The sequence below is a fragment of the Arthrobacter sp. AQ5-05 genome, assembly GCF_003287975.1.
Lineage (GTDB): Bacteria > Actinomycetota > Actinomycetes > Actinomycetales > Micrococcaceae > Paeniglutamicibacter.
In genome coordinates, this window is sequence record NZ_QMKQ01000001.1 from 398,010 (window position 1) to 414,201 (window position 16,192).

The 16,192-nt window shown below is 68.3% G+C and carries 16 protein-coding genes; 8 read left to right on the forward strand and 8 right to left on the reverse strand.

Annotated elements, in window-relative coordinates:
- The first annotated feature begins 32 nt into the window (after positions 1–32).
- The 5 genes from DQ353_RS01905 (at position 33) to secG (ending at position 4,266) form a co-directional block, all read left to right on the forward strand.
- Entirely contained in the window at positions 33–662 is a 630-nt protein-coding gene (locus DQ353_RS01905; protein ID WP_113761089.1) for a superoxide dismutase, read from the forward strand.
- Between the two features lie 238 nt (positions 663–900).
- The gene (gap, locus tag DQ353_RS01910; protein ID WP_113761090.1) at positions 901–1,914 is read left to right on the forward strand and encodes a type I glyceraldehyde-3-phosphate dehydrogenase; all 1,014 of its coding nucleotides are present in this window, start codon (positions 901–903) and stop codon (positions 1,912–1,914) included.
- Between the two features lie 27 nt (positions 1,915–1,941).
- Positions 1,942–3,174, forward strand: coding sequence for a phosphoglycerate kinase (locus DQ353_RS01915; RefSeq protein ID WP_113761091.1), 1,233 nt, complete (start codon positions 1,942–1,944; stop codon positions 3,172–3,174).
- Positions 3,171–3,986: a triose-phosphate isomerase gene (gene tpiA / locus DQ353_RS01920; RefSeq protein WP_113761092.1), complete on the forward strand. Its 816-nt coding sequence runs from the start codon at positions 3,171–3,173 to the stop codon at positions 3,984–3,986. The genes DQ353_RS01915 and tpiA overlap by 4 nt, the downstream gene beginning before the upstream one ends.
- A gap of 28 nt (positions 3,987–4,014) precedes the next feature.
- Positions 4,015–4,266: a preprotein translocase subunit SecG gene (gene secG / locus DQ353_RS01925; RefSeq protein WP_113761093.1), complete on the forward strand. Its 252-nt coding sequence runs from the start codon at positions 4,015–4,017 to the stop codon at positions 4,264–4,266.
- Between the two features lie 96 nt (positions 4,267–4,362).
- Here secG and pgl read toward each other — a convergent pair whose 3' ends face one another.
- The 6 genes from pgl to tkt all read right to left on the reverse strand — a co-directional run bounded on the left by pgl (position 4,363) and on the right by tkt (position 12,591).
- Positions 4,363–5,127, reverse strand: coding sequence for a 6-phosphogluconolactonase (gene pgl, locus DQ353_RS01930; RefSeq protein ID WP_113761094.1), 765 nt, complete (start codon positions 5,125–5,127; stop codon positions 4,363–4,365).
- Positions 5,117–6,058, reverse strand: a complete 942-nt coding sequence (locus tag DQ353_RS01935) for a glucose-6-phosphate dehydrogenase assembly protein OpcA (RefSeq protein WP_113761239.1) — start codon at positions 6,056–6,058, stop codon at positions 5,117–5,119. Before DQ353_RS01935 ends, pgl begins: the two co-directional genes overlap by 11 nt.
- Positions 6,055–7,614, reverse strand: a complete 1,560-nt coding sequence (zwf, locus tag DQ353_RS01940; RefSeq protein ID WP_113761095.1) for a glucose-6-phosphate dehydrogenase — start codon at positions 7,612–7,614, stop codon at positions 6,055–6,057. The genes DQ353_RS01935 and zwf overlap by 4 nt, the downstream gene beginning before the upstream one ends.
- Positions 7,615–7,708: 94 nt before the next feature.
- Entirely contained in the window at positions 7,709–9,340 is a 1,632-nt protein-coding gene (locus tag DQ353_RS01945; RefSeq protein WP_113761096.1) for a phosphoglucose isomerase-related protein, read from the reverse strand.
- Positions 9,340–10,452, reverse strand: a complete 1,113-nt coding sequence (gene tal / locus DQ353_RS01950; RefSeq protein ID WP_113761097.1) for a transaldolase — start codon at positions 10,450–10,452, stop codon at positions 9,340–9,342. The genes DQ353_RS01945 and tal overlap by 1 nt, the downstream gene beginning before the upstream one ends.
- Before the next feature lie 27 nt (positions 10,453–10,479).
- Entirely contained in the window at positions 10,480–12,591 is a 2,112-nt protein-coding gene (gene tkt, locus DQ353_RS01955) for a transketolase (protein WP_113761098.1), read from the reverse strand.
- A 316-nt stretch (positions 12,592–12,907) separates the two neighbouring features.
- On the opposite strand from tkt, the gene DQ353_RS01960 reads away from it, so the two are divergent.
- Entirely contained in the window at positions 12,908–13,891 is a 984-nt protein-coding gene (locus DQ353_RS01960) for a heme o synthase (protein WP_113761099.1), read from the forward strand.
- Positions 13,892–13,993: 102 nt separating this feature from the next.
- On the opposite strand, the gene DQ353_RS01965 is transcribed toward DQ353_RS01960, so the two are convergent.
- Complete coding sequence (locus tag DQ353_RS01965) at positions 13,994–14,404, reverse strand: N-acetyltransferase (protein ID WP_113761100.1); 411 nt, start codon at positions 14,402–14,404, stop codon at positions 13,994–13,996.
- 53 nt (positions 14,405–14,457) lie between these two features.
- Between DQ353_RS01965 and DQ353_RS21515 the strand changes: the two genes are divergently transcribed.
- A complete protein-coding gene (locus tag DQ353_RS21515) occupies positions 14,458–14,706 on the forward strand; it encodes a hypothetical protein (protein WP_181578197.1) in 249 nt (82 codons plus the stop codon).
- Between the two features lie 30 nt (positions 14,707–14,736).
- Positions 14,737–14,925: a hypothetical protein gene (locus DQ353_RS21520; RefSeq protein WP_181578198.1), complete on the forward strand. Its 189-nt coding sequence runs from the start codon at positions 14,737–14,739 to the stop codon at positions 14,923–14,925.
- Between the two features lie 323 nt (positions 14,926–15,248).
- On the opposite strand, the gene DQ353_RS01975 is transcribed toward DQ353_RS21520, so the two are convergent.
- Positions 15,249–16,181: a COX15/CtaA family protein gene (locus tag DQ353_RS01975; protein ID WP_113761101.1), complete on the reverse strand. Its 933-nt coding sequence runs from the start codon at positions 16,179–16,181 to the stop codon at positions 15,249–15,251.
- Between the last annotated feature and the right edge of the window lie 11 nt (positions 16,182–16,192).

Sequence of the window (16,192 nt, forward strand, 5' to 3'; positions counted from 1 at the left end):
TCGATGGGTGCCGATGAGAATGAGGAGTCATTTTGGCTATTTATACCTTGCCCGAGCTGCAGTACGATTACGCGGCCCTGGAGCCGAACATCTCGGCGCGGATCATGGAGCTGCACCACTCCAAGCACCATGCGGCCTATGTGGCCGGGGCGAACACCGCCCTGGAGCAGTTGGCCGAGGCGCGGGCGAAGGGCGAGTTCGGGAACATCCCGAAGCTGTCCAAGGACCTGGCGTTCCACCTGGGCGGGCACACGAACCACTCGATCTTCTGGAACAACCTTTCGCCGGAGGGCGGGGACAAGCCCGAGGGGGAGCTGGCTGCGGCGATCGACGACGCGTTCGGTTCGTTTGACGCGTTCCGTGCGCACTTCACGGCCGCGGCGATGAGCCTGCAGGGTTCGGGTTGGGCGTTGCTGGGCTTTGAGGGCCTGGGTTCGCAGCTGGTCATCGAGCAGCTTTACGACCAGCAGGGCAATGTGCCGGTGGCGACGACCCCGTTGTTGATGTTGGACATGTGGGAGCATGCGTTCTATCTGGATTACGTGAATGTGAAGGCCGACTACGTGAAGGCGTTCTGGAACATCGTGAACTGGGCCGATGTCTCGGCGCGTTTCGAGGCGGCCCGCAAGGGTGCCGCGACGCTGGTCGTCCCGGGCAAGTAACAAAACCCCCTTGGAGGCGTAAGCCTCCTCACATCGAACGCCCAAGTGGCGTACGATGGAAACAACGTGTTTTGCGTGTCTTGCGGCATCAGCCGCAAGACACGCAAAACCCGGTCAGCACCCAGCTGACGACACAACGGAGTGTCCAATTTTTCCAAGCCACTCCGTTCCTGTGTCCCAACCCCGGGGCCCTCTCTTCGCGGCAGTGGCAACACCACTCTGTCAAGGAGAAATACACGTGACTACCCGTGTTGGCATTAACGGTTTCGGACGCATCGGTCGCAACTTCCTGCGAGCCGCCCTGGCGAACCGCGCAGACATCGAAGTTGTTGCAGTAAACGACCTCGGATCCATCAACGACCTGGCCATGCTGGTCAAGTACGACTCGATCATGGGCCGCCTGGAAGAAGACGTGAGCGTCGACGGCGCCTACATCGTCGTCGGAAACAAGCGCATCAAGGTCCTCTCGCAGAAGGATCCCGCCCACCTGGGCTGGGGCGAGCTGGGCGTCGACGTCGTGATCGAGTCCACCGGCCTGTTCACCAAGGCAGCGGACGCCGAGAAGCACCTGCAGGCAGGCGCCAAGAAGGTCATCATTTCCGCCCCCGCTTCCAAGGAAGACATCACCATCGTCATGGGTGTCAACCACGAGAAGTACGAGGCCGACAAGCACCACATCATCTCCAACGCCTCCTGCACCACCAACTGCCTGGGCCCGATCGCCAAGGTGCTCAACGACCAGTTCGGCATCGTCGACGGATTGATGACCACCATCCACGCGTACACCGCGGACCAGCACCTGCAGGATTCCCCGCACAAGAAGGATCCGCGCCGCGCCCGCGCCGCCGCGCTGAACATGATCCCGACCTCCACCGGTGCGGCCAAGGCCATCGGCCTGGTCCTCCCGGAGCTCAAGGGCAAGCTCAACGGCTACGCCATGCGCGTGCCGGTCCCGACCGGGTCGGCCACCGACCTGACGGTGAACCTGGCCCGCGAGGCATCCGTCGAGGAAATCAACGCCGCATTCAAGAAGGCTGCCGAAGAGGGCCCGCTCAAGGGCTTCCTGAAGTACTCCGAGGACCCGCTGGTCTCCACCGACATCGTCCACGATGCGCACTCCGCGGTCTTCGACGCCGGCCTCACCACCGTCATCGGCACCACCGCGAAGGTCGTCGCCTGGTACGACAACGAGTGGGCCTACTCCAGCCGCCTGGTTGACCTGACCGAATACGTCGGCGCCCGGCTCGGTTAGTCCCCGAGACTCGGATAACCTAGTCACATGACTTCCCACACTCTCGACGAACTGATCGCCGATGGTGTCCTTGGGCGGCGCGTTCTGGTCCGCAGCGACCTGAACGTGCCGCTCGATGGCTTCACCGTCACCGACGATGGGCGTGTACGCGCCTCCATTCCCGTGGTGCAGAAGCTGGCCGAGGCCGGCGCCCGCGTCATTGTCATGGCACACCTGGGACGCCCCAAGGGCGAACCCGACCCCACCTATTCCATCGCCCCGGCGTCCACGCGCCTGGCCGAGCTCTCCGGGCTCGACGTGCACACCGCAACCGACGTCACGGGCCCCTCCGCGCGGAAACTTGCCGGCGAACTGGCCGACGGTGCCGTGCTGGTGCTGGAAAACGTGCGCTTCGACGCGCGCGAAACCTCCAAGGACCAGGGCGAACGCGCGAAATTCGCCGCCGAGCTGGCCGCGCTGGCCGGTGAAAACGGCGCCTACGTGAACGACGCCTTCGGTGCGGTGCACCGCAAGCACGCCTCGGTGTACGACATCGCCGCGCTGCTTCCGGCCTACCAGGGCGACCTGGTGGCCACCGAGGTGCGGGTCCTGAAGACCCTGACCGAGGCGCCCAAGCGCCCCTACGTGGTCGTGCTGGGCGGTTCCAAGGTCTCGGACAAGCTTGCGGTCATCGACAACCTGCTGGGCCGCGCCGACCACCTGCTGATCGGCGGCGGCATGGCCTTCACCTTCCTCAAGGCCCTGGGCCACGAGGTCGGCGGCTCGCTGCTCGAGGAAGACCAGCTGGAAACCTGCCGCGGCTACCTCTCGCGCGCCAAGGAGCTGGGCTGCGACATCGTGCTGCCCACCGACGTGGTCGTCGCCTCGAAGTTCGGGGCCGACGCCGAGCACGAGGTGCGCGCCGCAGACGACATCACCGGCGGGCGCTTCGGCGACACCGGCCTGGGCCTGGACATCGGCCCGGTTTCCGGGGAAACCTTCGCCAGCTACATCACCGGCGCCAACACCGTCTTCTGGAACGGGCCCATGGGCGTCTTCGAGATCCCGGCATTCGCCGGCGGCACCCGTGCGGTGGCCGGCGCGCTGGCCGAATCCGAGGCGTTCAGCGTCGTCGGCGGCGGGGATTCCGCTGCCGCGGTGCGCACGCTGGGTTTCCACGACGACGATTTCGGACATATTTCCACCGGCGGCGGTGCCTCCCTCGAGTACCTCGAGGGCAAGGAACTGCCAGGCCTGACTGCCTTGGAGGCGCGTAAGTGACCACATCGACCAATGGTAAATTCGACCGGAAGCCGCTGATTGCCGGCAACTGGAAGATGAACATGGACCACGTCCAGGGCATCACGCTGCTGCAGAAGCTGGCCTGGACTCTGGCCGACGCCGAGCACGACTTCGAACGGGTCGAGGTGGCGGTCTTCCCGCCGTTCACCGACCTGCGCGGCGTGCAGACGCTGACCATGGGCGACAACCTTCCGGTGCGCTACGGCGCCCAGGACCTCTCCGCCCACGACTCCGGGGCCTACACCGGGGAAATCTCCGGACAGTTCCTCTCCCGCCTCGGCTGCGGCTACGTGCTGGTGGGACACAGCGAACGCCGTGCCCTGCACCACGAGTCCAACGAGCTGCTGGCCTCCAAGGTCGCCGCAGCGTACCGCCACTCGGTCACCCCGGTGCTCTGCGTGGGCGAGGGCCTGGAGATCCGCCAGGCCGGAACCCATGTCCAGTACACGCTCGAGCAGTTGCGTGGTTCGCTGGCCGGGGTCACCAAGGAGCAGGCGGCAACCCTCGTGGTTGCCTACGAGCCGGTCTGGGCCATCGGCACCGGCGAGGTCGCGGGACCGGACGACGCACAGGAACTGTGCGCTGCCATCCGCACCGAGCTCGCGGTGCTCTTCGGCGCCGATGTCGCCGCCTCGGTCCGGGTGTTGTACGGCGGCTCGGTCAAGGCGTCGAATGCCGCAGCGATCCTCGCGCAGCGCGACGTCGACGGCGTGTTGGTCGGCGGGGCATCGTTGGACGCCGCGGAATTTGCTAACATTGTTAGGTTCGAGCACCACCTGGTGACCGACTAATCGCCATCGAGCGGATTGAAGGGCAATAGTGGACGTCATCAAGTTGGTATTGCAGATTTTGCTGGGCATCACGAGCCTGCTGCTCACCCTGCTCATCCTGTTGCACAAGGGCCGCGGCGGCGGCATGTCCGACATGTTCGGCGGTGGCATGACCACCTCGCTGGGTTCCTCCGGCGTCGCCGAGCGCAACCTCAACCGCGTGACCATCGTGCTCGGACTCATCTGGGCAACGGTCATCATCGGCCTGGGCCTGGTCATGCGCTTCAGCGTCGAGTCCTAGCCTTCGGCCTCACCGCACCAGGCCGGCAAGAAGCGCGGCCCGCCTCTCCTTCAACGGATGGGGCGGGCCGCGCTCTTGCGTGTGCGGGAAAAACGGTTAGACCAGGGCGGCGGCGGCGGCGTCCATGAGCCACCAGGTGCCCTGCGTGCCGGACACCCCGGAGGCCGGAACGCGTTCGCGCGCCACCGGCTCCTGGCCCAGGGCAACGCCGGCCGCCGGGGCCTTGTCGGCCCCGGCGACCACGAGCCACACCGCGCGGGCGGTGTTGATGGCCTCGAAGGTCAGGGACACGCGCAGCGGCGGCAGCTTGGGCGAATCCCGGACCCCGATGACGTTTGCGCCCGTTGCCGTGGCACCCGCGTGGTCGGGGAAGAGCGAGGCCACATGCGAGTCCGGGCCCATGCCCAGCATCAGCACGTCGAAGACCGGCAGGGAACCTGCGCTGCCCTCGTCGGAGGCCTCCCGCTCCAGCAGGTGCGCGTAGGCCGCAGCGGCCTCCTCGGGGGTCCCGAAGTCGTCGACTGCGCCCATGACGTGCACCCGGCCCCGGTCCAGCCCGTGGGCATCGAGCACGCCCAGCAGCACCTCGGCCTGCACCGCGTTGCGGTCCGGGGAACCGGATTCGACGAAGCGCTCGTCGCCCCAGTAGAAGTTCACCCGCGACCAGTCGACCGAGCCCAAGGCCGGGGAGTCGGCGACGGCCTGCAGCGAGGCGATGCCCAGGGTTCCGCCGGTGAGCACGATGGATGCCTCGCCACGTGCCGCCTGCGCGTCAAGGATCGCGGTGATCAGCCGGGCGGCGACCGCCGCGGCGGTGGCGGGCAGATCGGGGTGGATGACAACGTGTCGCTTAACGCTCACTGGCACGGATGCTCCTCAGGTTGGTGCGTTTCAGGCCCTCGCGCACGACTTCGCCGAAGACCTCGTCCGGGTCCAGCCGGCGCATCTCCTCGGACAGGCAGTCGGACACGGGGCGCTGCGGCAATGAAATCAGCTGGGCCTTCTGGCCCGGCTGGTACAACTCGGCCACGTCCCCGGGGGGACGGGAAAGCTCCACGTCCCCGGCCTCGCGGGCAAAGCGCACCGAGCGCACGCCGGTGCCCTCGGGGGAGGAGGACAGCGTCACCGGGATCTTCAGGCACAGCCGCAGCCAGGCGGCCAGCAGCACGGTGGAGGGGGAATCGACGGCCCCGGTGACTGTCACCGCGGTGATCTCTGCGGGGTCAAGCTGGTCCAGCACCGCGGCCAGCTGGGCGCGCCAGAGCGTCAGCCGGGTCCAGGCCAGGTCGGTGTCCCCTGCCTGGTAGGAATCGGCCAGCGCGAAAAGCGCCTTGCGCGGGTTCGCCTCGGCGCCCGAATCGGTGATGCGGCGGTGCGCGATCTTCCCCAGCGGGGTGTGTGCGGCGTCCTTCGGGACCCCGTGTGGCCACCAGGCCACGATCGGGGCGTCGGGCAGCAGCAGCCCGGAGACCAGGGATTCGTCCACGTGCGCGTCCGGGCCGAAGGTGTGCAGCACGATGACCTCCGCGGCGCCGGCGTCACCGCCCAGGCGGATCTGCGCGTCCAGCCGGGTCGCCCCGGTGGCCGCGCCCTTGACCACCACCACAATGCGGCAGGGGTGTTCGCGGCTGGCCAGGGAGGCGGCGGCGATCGCGTCCTCCTCGTACCCGGCCCGGGTGATCACCATCAGCGTCAGTACGCGGGAGAGCGCGGCGGATCCGCCGGCCCGGCGCATGGTGACCAGTTCCTTGGAGATCTTCGAGGTGGTGGTGTCTTTCAGCTCGGCAATCATGGGCGGCGCCATGTCCTTCCGTCGCGGGCCATCAATTCGTCGGCCGAGGCCGGGCCCCAGGAACCGGGGGCGTAGGGTTCGGGCTGGGCCGGCAGCGAGGCCCAGTGGTGCTCGAACGGGTCGAGGATGCGCCAGGACTGCTCAACCTCCTCGTGGCGGGGGAACAACGGAGGCTCGCCGAGGAGCACGTCGAGGATCAATCGCTCGTAGGCCTCGGGGGAGGACTCGGTGAAGGCGTGCCCGTAGCCGAAGTCCATGGTCACGTCGCGCACCTCCATCTGCGTGCCCGGGACCTTGGAGCCGAAGCGGATGGTCACTCCCTCGTCGGGCTGGACCCGGATGACGATGGCGTTCTGCCCGAACTCGTCGTCCTTGTGGTCGCGGAAGAGCAGGTTGGGCGCGCGCTTGAAGACCACGGCGATCTCGGTGACCCTGCGTCCCAGGCGCTTGCCGGCGCGCAGGTAGAACGGGGCCCCGGCCCAGCGCCGGGTGTTGATCTCCAGCTTGATCGCCGCGTAGGTCTCGGTCTTGGAGGCCGGGTTGAAGCCCTCCTCGTCCAGGAATCCGGTGACCTTCTCCCCGCCCTGCCAGCCGGAGGTGTACTGGCCGCGGGCGCTGGCCGAGTCCAGGTCCTCGGGCAGCCGCACGGCGGTGAGCACCTTTTCCTTCTCGCTGCGCAGGTGGTCCGCGTCGAAGGAGATGGGTTCCTCCATGGCGGTCAGCGCCAGCAGCTGCAGCAGGTGGTTCTGGATGACGTCGCGGGCGGCGCCCACGCCGTCGTAGTAGCCGGCGCGGCCGCCGATGCCGATGTCCTCTGCCATGGTGATCTGCACGTGGTCCACGTACTTGGAGTTCCACAGCGGTTCGAAGAGCTGGTTGGCGAAGCGCAGGGCCAGCAGGTTCTGCACCGTCTCCTTGCCCAGGTAGTGGTCGATGCGGAACACCGCGTCGGGCGGGAAGACCGACTCGACGATCTCGTTCAGCTCGCGGGCCGAAGCCAGGTCGTGGCCGAAGGGCTTTTCGATGACCACGCGCGACCAGCCGGCATCGGGGGAGTCGTCGTTGGCCAGCCCGTGCTTGGAGAGCTGCTGGCAGACGGTCTCGAAGGAGTTCGGCGGGATGGAGAGGTAGAACGCGTGGTTCTTGGAGGTTCCGCGCCGGGCCGCCAAGTCGTCGAGCGTCTCGCGCAGCTTGATGAACGCGGCATCGTCGTCGAACCCGCCGGAAATGAACCGGAAGCCACTGGCCAGCTGCTCCCAGACGGTCTCGTTGAAGGCGGTGCGGGCGTGGTCCTTGACCCAGGCCTTGGCCTCGACGGCGAACGCCTTGGCGCTCCAGTCCCGGCGCCCGAAGCCGACCACGGCGAAGTTCGGCGGCAGCAGGCCGCGGTTGGCCAGGTCGTAGACCGCGGGCATGAGCTTCTTGCGGGCCAGGTCCCCGGTGATGCCGAAGAACACCAGCGCCGAGGGCCCGGCAATCTTCTCCAGGCGCCGGTCCCGGCGGTCACGCAGCGGATTGGGGTGGTTCAGCGCGGGGCGCGGGGTGGAATCGAGCATCAAAGACGGGCCTTCAACTGTTGGTGGGAAACCGATGAAACGGTGCACCGGGCGCGCGTGGCGCCCGGTGCACCGGGGGGATGCGGGTGGTGGATCAGGCTTGGGCCAGATCCCGCACCAGCTTATCCAATTGGGCCAGTCCCGCTTCCTTGTCCCGCAGGTGCAGGCGCAACACCGGGCGTCCCGCATCCGCCAGCACCGCCGCGTCGCCGGAAGCCTGTGCGGCAATCAGCTCCCCGAAGGTGAAGGGGCGTTCGGGGATCGACAGGTCCATCGCGGAGTCCGCGGTGACCTGCAGGTAGGCGCCCACGCGCGGGCCGCCCTTGTGGAACTGCCCGGTGGAGTGCAGGAAGCGCGGGCCCCAGCCGAAGGTCACCGGTCGTCCGGTGGCCGTGGCCAGTGCCGGGCGGATGGCCTCCAGCGCGGTGTCCGCGCGGCGGTCCAGGTAGGCCTGCACCGACAGGTACCCGTTGGCGGGCAGCGCCGCCAGCAGGGCCGCCAATGCGCCGGCGACCGAGTCGACATCGGCGAGCAGCCCGGCGGAGCCGCGGACCTCGATCGCGCCCTCGGTGAGCTGCGCGGGGACCGGGTCCGGGGTGGAATCCAGCAGCGAGCGGGCGGCGACCTTGGCGGCCTCCACGTCGGGCTGGTCGAACGGGTCGATCTCCAGCAGGCGCCCGGCGACCACCGTGGCGTACTCCCAGAGCAGCATCTGCGCGCCCAGGGCACCGGAGACGGCGACCGAGGCCGCGCTGGCATCGATGTCCTCGTCGGTGAGCAGCCCGGTGTCGGCCACCAGGCGGATCTGCAGGAAGTCCGCCGCGTCGGAAGTGGTCTCCGGTGCGCCGTCCTCCACGACCACCGGCAACACGCCGGTCGCCGACTTGCCGGTGGACTCGGCGATGAGCTGCTCGGCCCAGTCGGCGAACCCGACCAGGCCCGAGCCCTCGTCGGCGAAGATCAGCTTGTCGCGCAGCGGCACGGTGCCGGCAAGCGCGGCACCCAGGGCCAGGGCGATGTTGTCCTCGTCGTCCTCGGCCAGGAACTCCGCGGCGTCGGACGCCTCGTCCAGGAACGCCTCGATGTCCACCCCGGCCAGGCCGGAGGGGACCAGCCCGAAGGCGGTCAGGGCCGAGTAGCGCCCGCCCACGGTCGGATCGGCGTTGAACACCGCGCGGTAGCCGGCCTTGCGGCTGGCCGCATCCATCGGGGACCCGGGGTCGGTGACCACGATGATCCGGGCGGCGGCGTCAAGCCCGGCGTCGTTGAACGCCTGTTCGAAGACGCGGCGCTGCGAGTCGGTCTCCACGGTGGAACCGGACTTGGATGACACCACCAGGGCGGTGGTGGCCAGGCGGTCGGTGAGGATGCCGGCAACCATCTCCGGGTCGGTGGAGTCGCACACGACCAGCTCGACGTCGTTGGTCGCGCAAATGACCTCGGGGGCCAGCGAGGATCCGCCCATGCCCGCAAGCACGATGCGGTTCACGCCCTCGGCACGCAGCTCGTCGCGCAGCGCCAGGATGCCGGGCACCAGGGCGCGCGAGTTTTCCGCGGCGTCGACCCAGCCCAGGCGGATCCCCGCCTCGGCGCGGGCCGACTCCACCCACACCGTGGTGTCCTTGGCGGCGATGCGGCTGGCAACCTCGTCGGCCACCAGCGCCGGCACATGCGCCTCGATGGCCGCTTGCGCGGCACCGGTGGCGATGAAACCCAGGGAGCTCATTAGTTCCCTGCCTTCTTCAGCGAGGAGGCCAGGTCGGTGAGCAGCTCGTTCCAGGCGGCCTCGAACTTGTCCAGGCCCTCGACCTCGAGCTTGTCCACGACCTCGTTGTAGCCCACGCCCAGGGCGGCAAGCTCGTCGAGCACGGCGTTTGCCTGCTCGTAGGTCCCGGACACGGCGTCGCCGGTGATTTCGGCGTGGTCAGCGGTGGCTTCCAGGGTCTTTTCCGGCATGGTGTTCACGGTGTTCGGTGCGCACAGCTCGGTGACGTAGAGGGTGTCCGGCAGTGCCGGGTCCTTCACTCCGGTGGAGGCCCACAGCGGGCGCTGGGCGTGGGCGCCGGCGGCGGCCAGCAGGTTCCAGCGCTCGGAGGTGAACGACTCCTCGTAGACCTGGTACGCCAGGCGGGCGTTGGCGACGCCGGCCTTGCCGCGCAGGGCCAGGGCGGCGTCGGTGCCGATGGCGTTCAGCCGCGCATCGACCTCGGTGTCCACGCGGGAGACGAAGAAGGAAGCGACCGAGTGCAGCTTGGAAATGTCGTGCCCGTTGGACTTGGCGGCCTCCAGCCCGGTGAGGAAGGCATTGATGACCGCGCGGTAGCGCTCCAGGGAGAAGATCAGCGTGACGTTCACGGAGATGCCGGCGGCCAGCGTCTGCGCGATGGCCTCCAGGCCTTCGACGGTGGCGGGGATCTTGATCAGTACGTTCTCGCGGTCCACCATCTCGGACAGGACCTTGGCCTCGGCGATGGTCTCTGCGGTCTTGCGGGCCAGGCGCGGGTCGACCTCGATGGAGACGCGGCCGTCGGCGCCGTTGGAGGCGGCGTAGATGGGTGCGAACAGGTCGCAGGCCGCTGCGACGTCGTCGCTGGTGATCTTGAAGACCGCTTCCTCGGCGTCCATGCCTGCAGCTGCCAGCTCCTTGACCTGTGCGGCGTAGGACTCGCCGTCCTGCAGGGCGGCGTGGAAGATCGAGGGGTTGGTGGTGACCCCGACAACGTTCTTTTCCTTGATCAGAGTTTCCAGTGAACCGGAGGTCAGGCGTTCGCGGGAGAGGTCATCGAGCCAGATCGATACGCCGGCGTCGGAGAGTGCCTGGGTGTTTGCGTTGCTCACGATGGGAATCCTTTGGGTGTGGTGGTGTTACTTGGCGGCGGAGATGGAATCGAGCGCGGCGGCGGTGATGGCCTCCGCGGTGATCCCGAACTCCGAGAAGAGTCGCTTGTAGTCGGCCGATGCGCCGTAGTGGTCAAGGGAAATGATGCGTCCGGCATCCCCGACCAATTCGCGCCAGCCCTGGGCCACTCCGGCCTCGACGGAGACTCGGGCCTTCACGGCTGCGGGCAGCACGGATTCGCGGTAGGCGGCATCCTGCTTGTTGAACCATTCCAGGCACGGGATGGAGACCACGCGGGTTCCGATGCCCTGGGCCTGCAGGGCCTCGCGGGCCTCGATGGCCAGCGACACCTCGGAGCCGGTGGCCAGCAGCAGCACCTCGGGTGCGACGACCTCGCCGTTGGCGGTGGCGTCGGCCAGCACGTAGGCGCCCTTTTCGGTGCCGGATGCGGCGCCGAAGCCCAGTGCGCTGCGGTCGTAGACCGGCAGGTTCTGGCGGGAAAGGATGATGCCGGCCGGGTTGGAGCTGGTTTCCAGGATCTTCTTCCAGGCGAAGGAGACCTCGTTGGCGTCCGCCGGGCGGACCACGTCCAGGTTCGGGATGGCGCGCAGCGAAGCGAGCTGCTCGACCGGCTGGTGCGTCGGGCCGTCCTCGCCCAGGCCGATGGAGTCGTGGGTCCAGACGTAGATCGACGGGACGCCCATCAACGCCGAGAGGCGGATGGCCGGGCGCTGGTAGTCGGAGAAGATCAGGAAGGTGCCGGAGTAGGCGCGCGTCGGGGAGGCCAGCGTGATGCCGTTGACGATGGAGGCCGCGGCGTGCTCGCGGATGCCGAAGTGCAGCACCCGTCCGTACGGGTTGCCCTTCCAGGAGTCGGTGGAACGCGATTCCGGGATGAAGGAGGAGGCGCCCTCGATGGTGGTGTTGTTCGAGCCGGCCAGGTCGGCCGAGCCGCCCCAGAGCTCGGGCAGCACGGATGCGACGGCATTGATGACCTTGCCGGAGGCCGAGCGGGTGGCAACGTCCTTGCCGGGCTCGAAGACCGGGAGGTTCTCGTCCCAGCCGGCGGGCAGTTCGCCGGATTCCAGGCGTGCCAGCAGTGCGGCGTTTTCCGGGTTGGCGGCGGACCAGGCGTCGAAGCCTTCCTGCCAGGTGGCGCGGTGGACCGTGCCGCGGGCCTGGACCTCGCGGGCGTGGCCAAGCACGGCTTCGTCGATGGCGAAGGATTCGGCCGGGTCGAAGCCCAGGGCCTTCTTCAGCCCGGCGACCTCTTCGGTGCCAAGCTTGGAGCCGTGGATTCCGCCGGTGTCGGCCTTGGTCGGGGCAGGCCAGCCGATGATGGTGCGCAAGGAAATGATCGACGGGCGGGAGGTCTCGGCCTTGGCGGCGCGCAATGCGGCGTCCAGCTCGGCGAGGTCCTCGACGTAGTTCCCGGTCTTGGTCCAGTCCACACGCTGGGTGTGCCAGCCGTAGGCTTCGTAGCGGCCGAGCACGTTCTCGGTGAACGCGACGTCGGTGTCGTCCTCGATGGAGATGTGGTTCTCGTCGTAGACCACGACGAGGTTGCCCAGTTCCTGGTGGCCGGCCAGCGAAGAGGCCTCGGAGGTGACGCCCTCCTGCAGGTCGCCGTCGGAGGCGATGACCCACACGGTGTGGTCGAACGGCGAGGTGCCGGCGGCGGCGTCGGCGTCAAGCATGCCGCGCATGCGGCGCTGGGCGTAGGCGAAGCCCACGGCCGAGGCCAGGCCCTGGCCCAGTGGACCGGTGGTGATTTCGACGCCGGCGGTGTGGCCGTATTCCGGGTGCCCGGGGGTCTTGGCGCCCCAGGTGCGCAGCGACTCGAGGTCTTCCATTTCCAGGCCGTAGCCGGAGAGGAAGAGCTGGGTGTACAGGGTCAGCGAGGTGTGGCCGGGGGAGAGCACGAAGCGGTCGCGCCCGATCCAGGACGGGTCGGACGGGTCGTGGCGCAGGTGCTGCTGGAAGATCAGGTAGGCGGCCGGGGCCAGCGAGATCGCCGTTCCGGGGTGCCCGTTCCCCACCTTCTCGACCGCGTCCGCGGCCAGCACGCGGGCGGTGTCGACGGCTCGCTGGTCAAGATCGGTCCAAGCGAATTCGCTGTTTTCTGCTAGTGGCGCCACGTTGTGGGTCCTCCCTGTACGGTGTGCATTTCAAAGTCTGTTGGTTGCGCCGGCGTCCTGCCCTCTAAGCACAACGCCGCCGTCCCATCCAATGGTTCACTGGGCGGTTTCGGCGGCGGCGCAACGCTTCCAGCTTAGCGCCATCGGGCCCGAATGTGCTGGTTTGAGACCGCTTGTTGAGGCATGGCGAAAACAATGGGCGGCTCCGGTGTGCCAACGCGGGGCCCGCCCGCATTGCACCCCGACCCATTTCTACGCGTTGTAAAAGGGTATGCTAGATGGTGATTGTCCTTATTACCCCCGTAGAACTGAGTAAATGTCTGTGAAGACCGTGTCCGTTGACTCCGCAACGAGGGCCCGCGCAGCTCGCCAGCCGAACGAATCGGCCGGCGAATTCGTCTCGCGAAAAGCCAAGGCCTATCTGGCCCTGACCAAGCCACGTGTGGTTGAACTCCTGCTCGTGACCACGTTGCCGACCATGATGTTCGCCGAACGCGGTTTCCCCTCGATTTCGCTGGTGCTGGCCACGCTGCTCGGCGGCGCCATGGCGGCCGGCGCGTCCGGCTCCTTCAACTGCTACATCGACCGCGACATGGACAAGATCATGCAGCGCACCAAGGGGCGTCCGCTGGTCACCGGCGAGGTCACCCCGCGCGAGGCCCTGATCTTCTCCTACGTCCTGGCCATCGCCTCGCTGGCGGTGCTCTGGTTCGGCACCAACCCGCTGACCACGGCCCTGGGCCTGGCCGCGATCCTCTTCTACGTGGTGCTCTACACGCTGATCCTCAAGCGCCGCACCGCACAGAACATCGTCTGGGGCGGGATCGCCGGCTGCATGCCGGTGCTCATTGCCTGGGCCGCGGTGACCAACAAGGTCGAATGGCCCGCGATCATCCTGTTCCTGATCATCTTCCTGTGGACCCCGCCGCACTACTGGCCGCTGTCGATGAAGTACGCGGACGACTACAACGCCGCCCACGTGCCGATGCTCGGTGCCATCTCCACGGCCCGCCGCGTCTCGGTGCAGGTTGTGCTCTACGCCTGGGCCACGCTGGCATGCTCGCTGCTGCTGGTCCCGATGGGCTATGCCGGCATCGTCTACACCGTCATTGCCGGTGTCTCGGGCCTGTGGTTCGTCTACGAGTGCCACGTCCTCTACCGCGAGGCGCAGCGCGACCACGAGCCTGCGGACATGAACAAGAAGGCCATGAAGGTCTTCCACATCTCCATCACCTACCTGACGCTGGTGTTCGTGGCGCTGGCCATCGACCCGTTCGTGGGCGGCCCGCTCTTCGGCTGACCCCGCCACGCCATCGTCCCAAGCGGCCCCTCGGATCATCCGGGGGGTCGCTTTGTCGTCGGTGACCGGTCGCCCCCGGGACCGCACGGAGGTTGGCAACCCTCAATGCACCATGCGGATCTCGTCGCCCGCGCCCTCGTACCCGCCGGGTTTCCGGGTCCCGTCGGGAACGAATCCGTTGCTGGCATAGAAGGCCACGGCGCGCGCGTTCGGCTCGAGCACCCACGGGCTTGCCGGGTCCTTCCCGGGGACCGCATCGAGCAACCCCTGGCCCGCTCCGGCTCCGGCCAGGCCGACGAGACTGCCGTCCCGCTCGGCCACCGCAAAGCTGTCACCGGGACGCGGTGCCGTGCAGATCGAACTCCACATCCGGATCCGGCCGGTGTGTGCCTCCTTGCCCCAGGCGGACTCGGGGAACACCCAGGCATAGGTTTCGGCCCAGGTCGCCAGGTGGAGTTCGGCCAGCACTGCGGCGTCCCCGGGGCGCGGGGAGCGGATGCGGATGGGCGTCATCGAAGCAACTTTGCCGGCCCGGGACCGCGGCACCGCCGGTAGCCCCTGGAACCATGCGGACATGGGAAAACGGGCTGCTTTCGGTCCGGGAACCGGGTCTTGTCCGGGCGTGCCTCGGGGCCCCGGTGCTGCTGGCGGATTTGACGCGGGACCAGCTCGACACCAAGGTGCTGCACGTGCGGACAGGAGGCCGCGAGGTCATTGCCAAGGATGCCGGGGGAGCGAACCACCACATCGGGCGCGAGATCACCGCGCACCGTGGACACACGGGCCGCCTGGTCGCCGCAGGGCTGGCCGGGTGATTGCTGCATGGGTGCCGGGAGGCGGGCGTCATGGTCCTGGAATACCAGCCCGGGGCGTTGGTCGAGGGCGCCGCGGGCGAGTGCTCCGCGGACATCCACGGGCAGGCCGGCGCCGGCTTGCCGAGCATGGTGCGCATCCCGTCACGGTGGTGCCCACGCACGGGGACCGGCAGCCGCGGAACCGGCAGCCGCGGAACCGGCAGCCGCGGAACCGGCTGAGCGAGAACGGGACGCTGCCCGTCATCGACTTCGGCCGTTCCGGTTTCCGCCCCGCGGGCACGGACCCGTGCCGGCTGGCCGTGCAGCAGCGGAACACTCGTCCGGAACTGGAGGCCGCGTTCCTGGCAGGCTACGGGGCCGATCCCCGGGGTGCGGGCTGCCGGGCCGGCGAGTTGCTGCGCGAGGCCAGCGGCACCGCGGCGTGGGCGCACGCGGTGGGCGATGCGCCATTCGAGGCCCAGGGCCACCGGATGCTGAAAGAGGCCCTGGCACGCTTCCGGCGCGCCAGGGCCTCTTTCGGGACTGCAGGTGTTCGGGCAGAGTCAGAACGGGAACTTCGCGGTGGTGCGGTCCCAGACGTTGACGGCCGCGGCGGCCAGCAAGGAAGCGCCGAGCATGTGCAGCAGCACCAGGACGATCGGCAGGCCGGTGAAGTGCTGGACGTAGCCGATGACGCCCTGCAGCACCACCACGGCGGCCATCAGCCACAGCGGGGTGCGCAGCTTCGCGTCGGAGCCGTGGCGCAGCGCCAGCACCAGGGCGGCAACGGTGGCGATCACCAGCAGGTAGACCGGGACCACGTGGATGCGGGTGACGATGTACGGGTCGAACATGTGGCGCGGGGCATCCGCGTCCCCGGCGTGCGGGCCGGTGCCGGTGACGATCGTGCCCAGCACCAGGGCCAGGGCCGAGGCGGTGAAGATGGTCCAGCCCAGGAAGCGCTGGGTGGCGCCGGCCGGTTCGCCCAGCGAGGTTTCCCCGCGGCGCAGCGCCCCGGTGCGGTTCACCAGCAGTGCCGCGGCCATGACCAGCGCCGCGGAGACCAGGAAGTGCAGCGAGACGACCCACGGGTTCAACCGGGTCCAGACCGTGATGCCGCCGATGAGCGCCTGGGCGGGAATGACCGCCAGCAGCGCGATGGAGAGGCGGTAGATGGTCTTGTGCTCCGAGCGCATGCGCCAGAGCGACACGATCATCGCCACCGCGATGGCCGCAAGGATGAATGTCAGTGTGCGGTTGCCGAACTCGATCAGCCCGTGGATCCCCTGTTCCGGGACCGGGGTCATGGATCCCGGCACGCAGTTGGGCCATTGCGAGCAGCCCAGCCCCGACTTGGTCAGGCGGACGGCGCCGCCGGTGACGATGATGCCGATCTGGGACGCCAGGGAGGCGATGGCCAGGCGGTGCACGGTGTTGTTCACGGTGGTGGGCAACTTGTCCGTCCAGCTGTTGGCGGCGGGGGAGGTGGTGCTCATGGTGTTGTGCT